The following is a 13,315-nucleotide window of genomic DNA, read 5'->3' as shown; positions in this document are numbered from 1 at the left end:
GAAAACAAGATGAGTAAAGAAATGCTAGAAGCCTTCCGAATTTTAGAGGAAGACATGGGGATTAACAAGGTTGATATTATCGAAGCAGTGACAGAGTCGCTCCGCTCAGCCTACAAGCGTCGCTATGGCCAATCAGAATCAGCTGTTATTGAGTTTGACGAGAAGAAGGGCGATTTCCACGTATTTACGGTTCGTGAAGTCGTAGATGAAGTCTTTGATAGCCGTTTGGAAATCAGCCTCAAGGATGCCTTGGCGATTTCATCTGCCTACGAAATGGGCGATAAAATCAAATTCCCAGAAGATCCTGCTGAATTCGGTCGTGTGGCGGCCCAGTCAGCCAAACAGACCATCATGGAAAAAATGCGCAAGCAAAAGCGTGCTATTACCTACAATACCTACAAGGAACATGAAAATGAAATCATGTCTGGTACGGTGGAACGGTTCGACAACCGCTTCATCTATGTCAACTTGGGAACTATCGAGGCACAATTGTCCAAGCAGGACCAGATTCCTGGTGAGGTTTTCCAATCCCACGACCGCATTGAAGTTTATGTTTATAAGGTCGAGGACAATGGTCGCGGTGTCAACGTTTTTGTGAGCCGTAGTCATCCAGAAATGATCAAACGCCTGATGGAGCAGGAGATTCCTGAAGTCTACGATGGTACCGTTGAAATCATGAGCGTGTCTCGTGAGGCAGGTGACCGGACCAAGGTTGCTGTTCGTAGCCACAATCCAAACGTGGACGCTATCGGTACAATCGTTGGTCGTGGTGGTTCAAATATCAAGAAAATTACGAGCAAGTTCCACCCAGCTCGCTACGATGCTAAGAACGACCGTATGGTGCCTGTTGAGGAAAACATCGACGTTATCGAGTGGGTGCCAGATGAGGCAGAATTTATCTACAATGCTCTCGCGCCAGCTGAAGTAGACCAAGTTCTCTTTGACACAGAAGATGGTAAGCACGCGACAGTCGTTGTACCAGATGATAAATTGTCACTTGCAATCGGTCGTCGTGGTCAAAACGTCCGCCTGGCGGCTCACCTGACTGGTTTCCGTATTGATATCAAGTCAGCTTCAGAGTATGAAGCTATTGAAGCAGCCCAATATGCAGCGGCAGAATTTGAAACAGAAATTGTCGAAGAAACGTCTGAAGAAGTAGAATAAGATTCAAGGAGCAACCATGGCAAAAGCTAGAAAAATACCCTTGCGCAAGTCTGTGGTGTCCGGTGAAATCATCGACAAACGGGATTTGCTCCGCATTGTAAAAAATAAAGAAGGCCAGGTTTTCATTGACCCGACTGGTAAGGCAAATGGCCGTGGTGCCTACATCAAGCTGGATAATGATGAGGCGGCCCAGGCTAAGAAACGTCAGGTTTTCAACCGTTCCTTCAGCATGGAAGTGTCAGAAGAATTTTATGATGAATTGATTGCCTATGTCGACCACAAGGTCAAGAGGAGAGAGCTTGGACTCGAATAAGAAGCAAAAAATCTTAAATTTACTGGGCTTGGCCCAACGGGCAGGTCGCCTGATTTCAGGGGAAGAATTGGTCGTTGATGCCATTCGCAAGCAGCAGGCAAAATTGGTCTTTTTAGCCAATGATGCTGCCGGAAATTTAAGCAAAAAAGTAACAGATAAAAGTCACACCTATCAAGTAGAAGTTGTAACCGCGTTTTCAACGCTGGAATTGAGTGCAGCTGTCGGCAAGGCTAGAAAGGTGCTTGCAGTGACAGACGCTGGATTTACAAAGAAGATGAGGTCTATTATGGAATAGAACAGGAGGACAAGGCATTGTCTAAGAAGAGATTGAATGAAATCGCCCGAGAATTGGGTGTAAGCAGTAAGGAAGTAGTGTCCAAGGCTCAAGAATTGGGTTTTGATGTCAAAAGCCATGCTTCGAGTGTTGATGAAGCGGGAGCTAAGCGAATTGCAGATAGTTTTTCAGCTAAAAAGCCGGAGGCGCCCAAACCAGCTCCCGTACAGGCTGAGAAAGTTGTAGAAAAGCCAAAGGTGGCAGAACAAAAGGTGGAGACACCGAAAGCTGAAAAGCCAGTTGAAGCAAAACCTGTCAGCCAGGAGGTTAGCAAGCCAGCCCAACCGGTTCATCGTCCACAGAGCCGTAACTTCAAGGCAGAACGTGAGGCGCGTGCCAAGGAGCAAGCGGCCAAACGTGCCCAAGGTGGACAAGGGAAAGGCCGTCGTGACAACCGTCAAAATGGCCAAGCTGGTCAAGGCAACAACCGCAACGACCGCCGTGATTTCCGTGGCAACCAAGGGGGCAATGACCGTAAGGAAAACCGCTTTGGAGACCGTCGCGACAATCGTGACAACCGCCGACAAGACAATCGCGGAGGAAATGGTAGCTTTAATCGCAGCGACCGTCGTCAGGAGGAAGTGGTTCGTCCAGCTGCTCCTAAGATTGATTTCAAGGCCCGTGCAGCAGCTTTGAAAGCTGAGCAGAACGCAGAATACGCTAAGACAAGCGAGGAACGCTTCTTGCAGGCTAAAGCAGCTAAAAATCAGCTTAAGAAGCCCAAGGAAATCAAATTTGAAGAGCAGGTTGTGGAAACAAAACCAATCGCTGAAACCAAACCTGCTTCAGTCCCAACTGCGGTAGCGGAAAGTACAGTCGATACGCGTCGTAAAAAACAAACTCGACCAGATAAGAAGCGTGACTTTAATAGTGACGATGAAGATGGTCCACGTAAACAACAAAGAAATCGAAATAGTCAAAATCAAGTGAGAAATCAAAGAACAAGTAACTGGAATAACAACAAGAAAAATAAAAAAGGTAAGAACAATCAGACTGCCAAACCTGTCACAGAGCGTAAATTCCATGAATTGCCAACAGAGTTTGAGTATACAGCTGGTATGACCGTAGCAGAAATTGCGAAACGGATCAAGCGCGAGCCTGCTGAGATTGTTAAAAAGCTCTTCCTTATGGGGGTTATGGCAACTCAAAACCAATCTCTTGACGGAGATACCATCGAACTCCTCATGGTGGATTATGGTATTGAAGCCAAGGAAAAGGTTGAAGTGGACAATGCAGACATCGAGCGTTTCTTTGTAGAAGAGGGCTACCTAAATGAAGAGGAAATGGTTGAACGTCCGCCTGTTGTTACCATCATGGGTCACGTTGACCACGGTAAAACAACGCTTTTGGATACCTTGCGTAATTCTCGTGTGGCGACAGGCGAGGCTGGTGGTATCACCCAGCATATCGGTGCCTACCAGATTGAGGATGCTGGCAAGAAAATTACCTTCTTGGATACGCCAGGACACGCGGCCTTTACCTCTATGCGTGCGCGTGGTGCTTCTGTTACCGACTTGACCATTCTTGTAGTAGCGGCGGACGACGGTGTTATGCCACAGACCATCGAGGCAATCAACCACTCTAAGGCTGCCAATGTCCCAATTATTGTTGCTATCAACAAGATTGATAAACCAGGTGCCAATCCAGAGCGTGTAATCGGTGAATTGGCAGAGCATGGTGTTATCTCAACAGCTTGGGGCGGCGAGTCTGAATTTGTTGAAATCTCAGCCAAGTTCAACCAAAACATCGACGAACTCTTGGAAACGGTGCTTCTTGTAGCTGAAATACAAGAACTCAAGGCAGATCCTTCTGTGCGTGCCATTGGTACCGTTATCGAGGCTCACCTGGACAAAGGAAAAGGTGCGGTTGCAACCCTCCTTGTTCAACAGGGAACTCTAAATGTTCAAGACCCTATCGTTGTCGGTAATACCTTTGGACGAGTTCGCGCAATGACCAATGACCTTGGCCGTCGTGTCAAGGTTGCTGGTCCTTCTACACCAGTTTCCATTACTGGTTTGAACGAAGCACCGATGGCTGGTGATCATTTCGCGGTTTATGAAGATGAAAAATCTGCCCGTGCAGCTGGTGAAGAGCGTGCCAAACGTGCCCTTCTCAAACAGCGTCAGGCAACCCAACGTGTCAGCCTTGAAAACCTCTTTGATACCCTCAAAGCAGGTGAAGTCAAGTCTGTTAACGTCATCATCAAGGCTGATGTACAAGGTTCCGTTGAGGCTCTTGCTTCTTCGCTTCAAAAAATAGAAGTGGAAGGTGTCCGTGTCAATATCGTTCACTCAGCAGTTGGTGCTATCAATGAGTCTGATGTGACCCTCGCAACAGCGTCGAATGCTTTGATTGTCGGTTTCAACGTTCGTCCAACGGCAGAAGCGCGCCAGCAGGCAGAAACTGACGATGTTGAAGTGCGTCTCCACAGTATTATCTACAAGGTTATCGAGGAAATGGAAGATGCCATGAAGGGTATGCTGGATCCTGAGTACGAAGAAAAAATCATTGGTGAAGCAGTTATCCGTGAGACCTTCAAGGTATCCAAAGTTGGTACCATCGGTGGATTTATGGTTATCCGTGGTAAGGTTACCCGTGATTCAAGCGTCCGCGTTATCCGTGATGGTGTCGTTGTCTTCGACGGTAAATTGTCTAGCTTGAAACATTACAAGGACGATGTCAAGGAAGTCGGAAATGCCCAAGAGGGTGGTCTTATGATTGAAAACTTCAATGACATCAAGGTAGATGATACCATCGAAGCTTACATTATGGAAGAAATTAAGAAATAATAAGCAAGTAAGAGGTTGGAAAGGCAACCTCTTCGCTTTATAAGGAAATAGAAAGGAGTTCCTATGGCAAATCATTTTCGTACAGATCGCGTAGGGATGGAAATCAAGCGCGAAGTCAATGAGATTTTGCAAAAGAAAGTCCGTGATCCACGTGTGCAGGGCGTGACCATTACAGATGTACAGATGGTCGGTGACTTGTCCATGGCCAAGGTTTACTACACCATTATGAGTAATCTGGCTTCGGACAATCAAAAGGCTCAAACTGGTCTGCAAAAAGCGACAGGAACCATCAAACGGGAATTGGGGCGTAAGTTGACCCTCTACAAGATTCCTGATTTGGTCTTCGAAAAGGACCAATCCATTGAATACGGCAACAAGATTGATGAGATGTTGCGAGCTTTGGATAAGAAAGATTAAGCTAATTCCCTATATTCACAGTTTGGTACCTGAGAGAAGGCTAGTTTTTCTCGAAATACAGTCAGTATTCCATCTCAACCGACCTTGAGTAGGAAAAAAACTGTTTCTTGTCTAAAGGGACCTTACTTGTGAATACAGTTTCTAGAATCGGGTAGAAATACCTGATTTTTTCTTTTAAATGGCTATAAAAACCTAAAAAAATATATACTTTTCTAAAAATAGTAAATTTTCTGATAATTGTTGAAATTTGGCAAACAATTCGGTATAATAAATATAATTACAGTGTAAAGAGGAATTTATGGCAACATTATTAGAAAAAACACGGAATATTACGTCGATTTTAAAGCGTTCCGAAGAACAATTGGCAGAAGAACTGCCTTATAACGCGATTGCAGACCACCTGTCTGCAATTATCGACTGTAATACCTGTATTATCAATGCGGAAGGAGAAATCCTTGGCTACCACATGAACTACAAAACCAATAATGATCGTGTGGAAGAATTTTATGTCAATAAGCAATATCCGGAAGAGTATGTTAAGGCCATTGCGCAAGTTTATGACACGCAGGTCAACTTGCCAGTGGAGAGTGAATTGACAGCTATTCCGGTTGAGTCTCGTTCGACCTATCCAAATGGTTTGACGACCATTGCACCAATTCACGTGACGGGTATTCGTTTTGGTTCGTTGATTATTTGGCGCAATGATGAGCAGTTCCACGATGATGATTTGATTTTGGTGGAGATTGCGGCGACGGTGGTTGGTATCCAGTTGCTCAACTTCCAGCGGGAAGAGGATGAGAAGAATATTCGTCGTCGGGCAGCGGTCAATATGGCGGTCAATACGCTTTCTTACTCAGAAATGAAGGCTGTAGCTGCGATTTTGGGTGAGTTGGATGGCAATGAAGGTCAGTTGACGGCCTCTGTCATTGCAGACCGTATCGGTATTACTCGTTCGGTGATTGTCAATGCTCTTCGTAAGCTGGAGAGTGCTGGTATTATTGAAAGCCGTTCTTTGGGTATGAAGGGGACTTATTTGAAAGTTCTGATTCCTGCTATTTTTGATGAGATTAAAAAACGTGACTACTAAGATGACAAAAGCACTGATTTCGATTGATTATACGGTTGATTTTGTAGCGGACGATGGCAAATTGACAGCTGGTAAGCCTGCTCAAGCTATTTCAGATCGAATTGTGCAAGTGACTCAAGAAGCCTTTGACCGTGGGGACTATATTGTCTTTGCCATTGATGGGCATGAGGTGGATGACGATTTGCATCCAGAAAGCAAGCTCTTCCCACCGCATAATATTATGGGCACCAGTGGTCGTGATTTGTATGGTCCCTTGGCGAATTTTTATGCTGAATATCAGAACCATGCGCGTGTGCGTTGGATGGACAAACGCCATTATTCAACCTTTTCTGGAACGGATTTGGATGTTCGTTTGCGGGAGCGGAAGATTGATACAGTCGTTTTGACGGGTGTTTTATCCGATATTTGTGTGCTCCATACCGCCATTGATGCTTATAATAAAGGTTATAAGATTGAAGTCATTTCTTCAGCAATTGCGGCTTTGACGGAGGAAAATCATCAATTCGCCCTCAACCATCTGCAGCATGTGCTCGGTGCGACCATTATTGACTAGTGATTCTGACCAGCCAATCAGGCTGGTTTTTCCATGCCTAAAAGCTGACAAATGAGGTTATTTGGTTCTTTGTCCTCTGTCTAAAGTATGGTATAATGAGAAGATGAATTTCCAATAGGAGGAAGGTAAGTATGAAGATTTCTGAGGCTGAGGTGCGTCACGTTGCCAAGCTGTCTAAGCTGGAATTTACAGACCAGGAAACGGCGGAATTTGCGACGACCTTGAGCAAGATTGTTGACATGGTTGAGTTGTTAAATGAGGTGGATACGACAGGTGTGCCAGTGACGACCACCATGGCAGACCGGAAAAATGTCTTGCGTGCCGATGTGGCAGAGCAGGGTGAAAGTCGTGAGGACTTGTTCAAAAATGTACCTGAAAGTAAAGATTTCTACATCAAGGTACCAGCTATTTTAGACGGGGGAGGAGATGCCTAATGACATGGAATAATAAAACAGTTGATGAATTGCACGACCTCCTGGTCAAAAAAGAGATTTCTGCGGTCGAGTTGACCAAGGCGACGATTGAAGATATTCAGAGCCGAGAAGCTGTTGTGGATGCGTTTTTGAGTATCAATGAAGACAAGGCTTTGGCACAGGCAGCTGCCCTCGACCAAAAAGGGATTGATGCGGACAATGTCATGGCTGGTATTCCTTTGGCGGTTAAGGATAATATTTCAACCAAGGGTATTTTGACAACGGCTGCGTCAAAAATGCTCTACAATTATGAACCGATTTTTGATGCGACGGCTGTTGCTCAGGCCTATGCCAAGGATATGATTGTCATCGGTAAGACCAACATGGATGAATTTGCCATGGGTGGTTCCAATGAAAATTCTGCCTTCAAGCCGACGAAAAATGCCTGGGACCAGACAAAAGTGCCGGGTGGTTCATCAGGTGGTTCTGCGGCAGCTGTTGCGGCTGGTCAAGTTCGCCTGTCCTTGGGTTCAGATACAGGTGGTTCTATTCGCCAGCCTGCGGCCTTTAACGGAATTGTCGGTATTAAGCCAACTTATGGAACGGTTTCTCGTTTTGGTTTGATTGCCTTCGGTAGCTCCCTGGATCAGATTGGTCCTTTCTCTCAGACGGTCACGGAAAATGCCCAGTTGCTCAACGTCATTGCTGGCCATGATAAGCGTGATGCGACCTCGACAGCTCATGAGATTGCTGACTTTACCAGCAAGATTGGTCAGGACATCAAGGGCATGAAAATCGCTCTTCCAAAAGAATACATGGGCGAAGGAATTGACCCGCAGGTCAAGGAAGTTATTCTTAAGGCGGCCAAGCATTTGGAAAGCTTGGGAGCTATTATCGAGGAAGTCAGCCTGCCTCACTCTAAGTATGGGGTTGCGGTTTATTACATTATCGCGTCGTCTGAGGCATCTTCAAACATACAACGCTTTGATGGTATTCGCTACGGTTTCCGCGCTGAGGATGCGACCAATTTGGATGAGATTTACGTGAAAACGCGTAGCCAAGGTTTTGGTGAAGAGGTTAAGCGCCGGATTATGTTGGGAACTTTCAGCCTGTCATCTGGTTACTACGATGCCTACTTCAAGAAGGCTGGCCAGGTGCGGACCTTGATTATCCAAGATTTTGAGAAGGTCTTTGCAGATTATGATTTGATTTTGGGACCAACGGCACCGAGGGTGGCTTATGGTCTGGGAACCCAGAACCATGATCCGGTGGCCATGTACTTGGCGGATCTTTTGACTATTCCTGTCAACTTGGCGGGTCTGCCGGGGATTTCGATTCCTGCTGGATTTGTGGAAGGTTTGCCAGTTGGTTTGCAGTTGATTGGTCCAAAATACAGTGAAGAGACTGTTTATCAAGTGGCTGCGGCCTTTGAAGCAACGACGGATTATCACAAGCAACAACCAGTGATTTTTGGAGGTGACAAGTAATGAACTTTGAAACGATTATTGGTCTGGAAGTCCATGTGGAGCTCAATACCAATTCTAAAATTTTCTCACCTTCCAATGCTCATTTTGGTGAGGACGCCAATGCCAACACCAACATTATTGACTGGTCATTTCCGGGTGTTCTTCCGGTATTGAATAAGGGCGTTGTTGATGCGGGGATTAAGGCGGCCTTGGCGCTGAATATGGATATTCACAAGGATATGCACTTTGACCGCAAGAATTATTTCTATCCTGATAACCCCAAGGCCTACCAGATTTCTCAGTTTGACGAGCCAATCGGTTACAATGGTTGGATTGAGATTGAGCTAGAAGACGGATCAACCAAGAAAATTCGTATCGAGCGTGCCCACTTGGAAGAGGATGCTGGGAAAAATACCCACGGCACTGATGGTTATTCTTATGTTGACCTCAATCGTCAGGGCGTGCCTTTGATTGAGATTGTATCTGAGGCGGATATGCGTTCGCCAGAGGAGGCTTATGCCTATCTGACAGCGCTCAAAGAAATTATCCAGTACACCGGCATTTCAGATGTGAAGATGGAAGAAGGTTCCATGCGGGTTGATGCCAACATTTCTCTCCGTCCTTATGGTCAGGAAGAATTCGGTACCAAGACCGAGCTGAAAAACCTCAATTCCTTTAACTACGTGCGCAAGGGACTCCAGCACGAGGTGGAACGTCAGGCAAAAGTTTTGCGTAGTGGGGGTCAAATCCAGCAGGAAACCCGTCGTTACGATGAGGCAACGGGCGAAACCATTCTCATGCGGGTCAAGGAAGGTTCGGCGGATTACCGTTATTTCCCAGAGCCAGACCTACCGCTCTATGAGATTGATGATGCTTGGATTGAGGAAATCCGTGCCGAGTTGCCAGCCTTCCCACAAGAACGTCGGGCCAACTATATCCAACAGTTGGGCCTGTCAGCCTACGATGCGGGTCAGTTGACTGCGACAAAAGCCTTGTCAGATTTCTTTGAGGCAGCCGTAGCAATCGGTGGCGATGCCAAGCAAGTGTCTAACTGGTTGCAGGGTGAAGTGGCACAATTCCTCAATGCAGAAGGCAAGACCTTGGACCAAATCGGTCTGACACCTGAAAACTTGGTGGAAATGATTGCTCTGATTGCAGACGGCACCATTTCATCTAAGATTGCCAAGAAAGTCTTTGTGCATCTAGCTAAAGAAGGTGGCTCAGCCAAGGAATATGTGGAAAAAGCTGGTTTGGTGCAGATTTCAGACCCAGAAGTTCTTATTCCGATTATTCACCAAGTCTTTGCGAATAACGAGGCAGCCGTTGCTGACTTCAAGTCCGGCAAACGCAATGCGGACAAGGCCTTTACAGGTTTCCTTATGAAGGCAACAAAAGGTCAGGCCAATCCACAAGTTGCTCAACAATTACTAGCCCAAGAATTGCAGAAGTTGTTGGATTAAATGAAACAATGAAGAGACTGAAACGGATGTTTTGGTCTTTTTTAATGGCGATAGATATGAAGCTTTGAATTTTTCGATGCCCATCCGTCCTTTTTGCTTGTCATTCTAATAAATGGTATAATGAAAGGAATCAGAAAAAGAGGACATTATGAAATTTACAGATATGAAACTTAAGCCGTCCATCCAGGAGGCTTTGAAAGAGATTAACTTTGTCACGCCGACAGAGGTCCAGGAAAAATTGATTCCTGTGGTGCTATCTGGTCGTGACTTGATTGGAGAATCCAAGACTGGTTCGGGCAAGACCCATACCTTTTTAATTCCGATTTTCCAAAAATTGGACGAAGAGCTGGACCAGGTGCAGGCTGTTATCACAGCTCCGTCGCGTGAATTGGCGACCCAGATTTATCAAGCAGCCAAGCAGATGGCAGGGCATTTTCAACCTGAAGTCCGTGTGTCTAACTATGTCGGTGGGACGGATAAAAATCGTCAGATTGACAAATTGCAGGCTGGTCAGCCCCATATCGTTGTCGGAACGCCGGGTCGGATTTACGACTTGGTTCAATCGGGTGATTTGGCTATTCACAGGGCCAAGACCTTTGTCGTTGATGAGGCGGATATGACCTTGGACATGGGCTTTTTGGAGACGGTGGATAAAATTGCTGGGAGCCTGCCGAAAGATTTGCAATTCATGGTCTTTTCCGCGACCATTCCGCAAAAGCTCCAGCCTTTCTTGAAAAAATACCTGTCCAATCCTGTCATGGAACAAATCAAGACCCAGACAGTCATTTCGGATACCATTGAAAACTGGTTGATTTCAACAAAAGGGCGCGACCGCAATGCTCAAATTTTGGAAGCAACCAGGCTCATGCAGCCCTATTTAGCCATGATTTTTGTAAATACCAAGACTCGGGCGGATGAATTGCACAGCTACTTGCTTTCGAATGGATTGCGCGTGGCTAAAATTCACGGAGATATTCCACCTCGTGAACGCAAGCGTATCATGAACCAAGTTAAGAATTTGGATTATCAGTATATCGTAGCGACAGACTTGGCGGCTCGTGGGATTGATATTGAAGGAGTCAGCCATGTCATCAACGATGCCATTCCGCAGGACTTGTCCTTCTTTGTTCACCGGGTCGGTCGGACAGGACGCAATGGTTTGTCAGGTATTGCCATTACCCTTTATCAACCGAGCGACGATGCTGATATTCGTGAGTTGGAAAAACTCAATATCAAGTTCTTGCCCAAAGAAATGAAGGACGGCGAATTTGTCGATACCTATGACCGTGATCGTCGTGTTCAACGTGAAAAGACACGTGAGAAATTGGACATTGAGATGATTGGTCTGGTCAAGAAGAAGAAAAAGAAAATCAAGCCGGGCTATAAGAAGAAAATCCAGTGGGCGGTGGACGAAAAACGTCGTAAGACCAAGCGAGTGGAAGCGCGTGCTAAGGGGCGTGCAGAACGCAAAGCTAAGCGTCAAACCTTTTAAGAGTTAGCAGAGGGAGACCGATGTTACAATCAATATTAAGTAACTATTTGCAAGGACTACTCATTGCCACAATTATTGTGGTATTGCTGAGCTTGATTTGGTTTCTAATTCGAGCTTTAAAAAATCGAGATAAGACCTATCAAGAACGCCAAGAATTTTTATATGATTTATTGCTCATTAACATTATGACCATCCCTATTTTAGCTTTTGGAATCGTGGCCATTTTGTTAATGCTGAAGGCATAGAAGGAAGAAAGAATGTACGATACAATTGTTATTGGTGCAGGTCCTGCAGGCATGACCGCTGCACTTTATGCAGGACGGAGCAATCTCAAGGTTGCCCTCCTAGAACGCGGTATTTATGGTGGCCAGATGAACAACACCGCTGAGATTGAAAACTATCCAGGCTACGACCATATTTCTGGACCAGCCCTGGCTGAAAAAATGTTTGAGCCCCTGGAAAAATTCGGTGTGGACCATATTTTCGGGACCCTCATCCGCATTGAAGAAGATGGACCTGTTAAAAAAGTGATTACCGAAGATGGCGTTTTGGAGACCAAGACGGTTGTCCTAGCCATGGGTGCCAAACACCGTCTGCTGGGAGTTCCAGGTGAAGATACCTACAACAGCCGAGGGGTTTCCTACTGCGCGGTCTGTGACGGAGCCTTCTTCCGACAGCAAAAACTTTTGGTTGTCGGAGGGGGAGATTCTGCCGTGGAAGAGGCGCTTTTCCTGACCCAATTTGCAGAGTCTGTGACCATCGTTCACCGCAGAGATCAGCTACGTGCCCAAAAAGTTATCCAAGACCGAGCTTTTGCCAATGAAAAAATCAACTTCATCTGGGACAGTGTCGTCGAGGAAATCAAAGGAGATGACCTGCGCGTGCAAAGCGTGATTATCAAGAATGTCAAGACTGAAGAATTGTCAGAGCTTGAATTTGGCGGAGTCTTTGTCTATGTAGGGTTGGATCCGATGACTGAAAGCGTTGCGGATTTGGGTATTACCGATGAGGCTGGCTGGGTTGTGACCAATGAAAAAATGGAAACCAGCAAGTATGGCATCTATGCCATCGGCGACATTCGCCAAAATCAGCTCCGTCAGATTGCGACGGCTGTTGGAAATGGTGCAGTAGCTGGACAGGAAGTCTACAACTACATTACAGAACACGCTGAATAGGAGAGCCTATGTTTCACATTTACGATATTCAGAAAAATCCAGACGGTATTTCTTTTGAGAAAACACTGGATTTGACCCAGGAAATTCAGGGGCGTTCCGGCGAGGTTTTGGACCTATCGCCTGTCCAGGTGTCTGGTCGTGTCCATTTTGAGGCGGGGATCTTTTTCCTAGATTACCAGATGACCTACGACATTACCCTGGCTTCTAGCCGTTCGCTCCAGCCGGTGGTCTTACGTCGTGAGGAGCAGGTCAACGAACTCTTTGTGGCCAATGAAGCTGCTCTCAAGGACCAGGATTTGATTGACGAAGATATGGTTTTTGTGGTGGAAGAGGACTGCATTGTCCTAGAAGAAAGTGTCGCTGACAACATTATTCTCAACATTCCGATCAAGGTTTTGACGCCAGAAGAAGAGGCTGGGCAGGATTTGCCGTCGGGCCAATCTTGGACCCTGATGACCGAGGATGATTTCCAACAGGAAGCCCAGGAAAAGAAAGAGGCTAATAGCCCATTTGCTCAATTGCAGGGCTTGTTCGATGAGTGAAAAAGCTAGTGAAAGATTCAGAAAAATGTCGGAAGGTTAAATTATCAGAAAATTCTTGCCACTAGACTCTTTTCGGTGTATAATAGAAGATAGTAATTATAGGAGTTAGT

General features: G+C 45.9%; 14 protein-coding genes. All 14 read left to right on the top strand.

The window, feature by feature from the left end; translation table 11 throughout:
* Positions 1 to 9: 9 nt before the first annotated feature.
* The 14 genes from nusA (at position 10) to AB1F57_RS11265 (ending at position 13,205) form a co-directional block, all read left to right on the top strand.
* Complete coding sequence (nusA, locus tag AB1F57_RS11330) at positions 10 to 1,164, top strand: transcription termination factor NusA (RefSeq protein ID WP_105122962.1); 1,155 nt, start codon at positions 10 to 12, stop codon at positions 1,162 to 1,164.
* Between the two features lie 16 nt (positions 1,165 to 1,180).
* Positions 1,181 to 1,477 carry a YlxR family protein gene (locus AB1F57_RS11325; protein ID WP_105111611.1) on the top strand — a complete coding sequence of 99 codons (297 nt, stop codon included), beginning with the start codon at positions 1,181 to 1,183 and terminating at the stop codon, positions 1,475 to 1,477.
* A complete protein-coding gene (locus tag AB1F57_RS11320; RefSeq protein WP_238143413.1) occupies positions 1,464 to 1,772 on the top strand; it encodes a YlxQ-related RNA-binding protein in 309 nt (102 codons plus the stop codon). Before AB1F57_RS11325 ends, AB1F57_RS11320 begins: the two co-directional genes overlap by 14 nt.
* A 17-nt stretch (positions 1,773 to 1,789) precedes the next feature.
* Positions 1,790 to 4,600 carry a translation initiation factor IF-2 gene (gene infB / locus AB1F57_RS11315; protein WP_167785931.1) on the top strand — a complete coding sequence of 937 codons (2,811 nt, stop codon included), beginning with the start codon at positions 1,790 to 1,792 and terminating at the stop codon, positions 4,598 to 4,600.
* A gap of 63 nt (positions 4,601 to 4,663) precedes the next feature.
* Positions 4,664 to 5,017 carry a 30S ribosome-binding factor RbfA gene (rbfA, locus tag AB1F57_RS11310; protein WP_105111614.1) on the top strand — a complete coding sequence of 118 codons (354 nt, stop codon included), beginning with the start codon at positions 4,664 to 4,666 and terminating at the stop codon, positions 5,015 to 5,017.
* Positions 5,018 to 5,315: 298 nt separating this feature from the next.
* Positions 5,316 to 6,104, top strand: a complete 789-nt coding sequence (gene codY, locus AB1F57_RS11305) for a GTP-sensing pleiotropic transcriptional regulator CodY (protein WP_105111615.1) — start codon at positions 5,316 to 5,318, stop codon at positions 6,102 to 6,104.
* A gap of 1 nt (position 6,105) precedes the next feature.
* Positions 6,106 to 6,657, top strand: coding sequence for a cysteine hydrolase family protein (locus AB1F57_RS11300; protein ID WP_367986358.1), 552 nt, complete (start codon positions 6,106 to 6,108; stop codon positions 6,655 to 6,657).
* A gap of 131 nt (positions 6,658 to 6,788) precedes the next feature.
* On the top strand, positions 6,789 to 7,091 hold the full coding sequence (gene gatC, locus AB1F57_RS11295) for an Asp-tRNA(Asn)/Glu-tRNA(Gln) amidotransferase subunit GatC (RefSeq protein ID WP_167785930.1): 303 nt from the start codon (positions 6,789 to 6,791) through the stop codon (positions 7,089 to 7,091).
* Entirely contained in the window at positions 7,091 to 8,557 is a 1,467-nt protein-coding gene (gatA, locus tag AB1F57_RS11290; protein ID WP_367985759.1) for an Asp-tRNA(Asn)/Glu-tRNA(Gln) amidotransferase subunit GatA, read from the top strand. The genes gatC and gatA overlap by 1 nt, the downstream gene beginning before the upstream one ends.
* Entirely contained in the window at positions 8,557 to 9,996 is a 1,440-nt protein-coding gene (gene gatB / locus AB1F57_RS11285; RefSeq protein ID WP_367985758.1) for an Asp-tRNA(Asn)/Glu-tRNA(Gln) amidotransferase subunit GatB, read from the top strand. Before gatA ends, gatB begins: the two co-directional genes overlap by 1 nt.
* A gap of 148 nt (positions 9,997 to 10,144) precedes the next feature.
* The gene (locus AB1F57_RS11280) at positions 10,145 to 11,488 is read left to right on the top strand and encodes a DEAD/DEAH box helicase (RefSeq protein ID WP_170239449.1); all 1,344 of its coding nucleotides are present in this window, start codon (positions 10,145 to 10,147) and stop codon (positions 11,486 to 11,488) included.
* A 20-nt stretch (positions 11,489 to 11,508) separates the two neighbouring features.
* Positions 11,509 to 11,733: a DUF4059 family protein gene (locus AB1F57_RS11275; RefSeq protein WP_105122970.1), complete on the top strand. Its 225-nt coding sequence runs from the start codon at positions 11,509 to 11,511 to the stop codon at positions 11,731 to 11,733.
* Between the two features lie 12 nt (positions 11,734 to 11,745).
* Positions 11,746 to 12,663 carry a thioredoxin-disulfide reductase gene (gene trxB / locus AB1F57_RS11270; protein WP_105137607.1) on the top strand — a complete coding sequence of 306 codons (918 nt, stop codon included), beginning with the start codon at positions 11,746 to 11,748 and terminating at the stop codon, positions 12,661 to 12,663.
* An 8-nt stretch (positions 12,664 to 12,671) separates the two neighbouring features.
* On the top strand, positions 12,672 to 13,205 hold the full coding sequence (locus tag AB1F57_RS11265) for a YceD family protein (protein ID WP_105137606.1): 534 nt from the start codon (positions 12,672 to 12,674) through the stop codon (positions 13,203 to 13,205).
* Positions 13,206 to 13,315 lie beyond the last annotated feature (110 nt).

It is taken from the genome of Streptococcus nasisuis, assembly GCF_040836615.1.
Classification (GTDB): Bacteria; Bacillota; Bacilli; order Lactobacillales; family Streptococcaceae; genus Streptococcus; species Streptococcus suis_V.
This window is presented reverse-complemented; position numbering and strand designations above follow the sequence as displayed.

Bases quoted from the DNA above. Each gene is read 5' to 3' on its own strand.
- nusA (WP_105122962.1), top strand. From the start codon at position 10: ATGAGTAAAGAAATGCTAGAAGCCTTCCGAATTTTAGAGGAAGACATG.
- AB1F57_RS11325 (WP_105111611.1), top strand. From the start codon at position 1,181: ATGGCAAAAGCTAGAAAAATACCCTTGCGCAAGTCTGTGGTGTCCGGT.
- rbfA (WP_105111614.1), top strand. From the start codon at position 4,664: ATGGCAAATCATTTTCGTACAGATCGCGTAGGGATGGAAATCAAGCGC.
- codY (WP_105111615.1), top strand. From the start codon at position 5,316: ATGGCAACATTATTAGAAAAAACACGGAATATTACGTCGATTTTAAAG.
- AB1F57_RS11300 (WP_367986358.1), top strand. From the start codon at position 6,106: ATGACAAAAGCACTGATTTCGATTGATTATACGGTTGATTTTGTAGCG.
- gatC (WP_167785930.1), top strand. From the start codon at position 6,789: ATGAAGATTTCTGAGGCTGAGGTGCGTCACGTTGCCAAGCTGTCTAAG.
- gatA (WP_367985759.1), top strand. From the start codon at position 7,091: ATGACATGGAATAATAAAACAGTTGATGAATTGCACGACCTCCTGGTC.
- gatB (WP_367985758.1), top strand. From the start codon at position 8,557: ATGAACTTTGAAACGATTATTGGTCTGGAAGTCCATGTGGAGCTCAAT.
- AB1F57_RS11280 (WP_170239449.1), top strand. From the start codon at position 10,145: ATGAAATTTACAGATATGAAACTTAAGCCGTCCATCCAGGAGGCTTTG.
- AB1F57_RS11275 (WP_105122970.1), top strand. From the start codon at position 11,509: ATGTTACAATCAATATTAAGTAACTATTTGCAAGGACTACTCATTGCC.
- trxB (WP_105137607.1), top strand. From the start codon at position 11,746: ATGTACGATACAATTGTTATTGGTGCAGGTCCTGCAGGCATGACCGCT.
- AB1F57_RS11265 (WP_105137606.1), top strand. From the start codon at position 12,672: ATGTTTCACATTTACGATATTCAGAAAAATCCAGACGGTATTTCTTTT.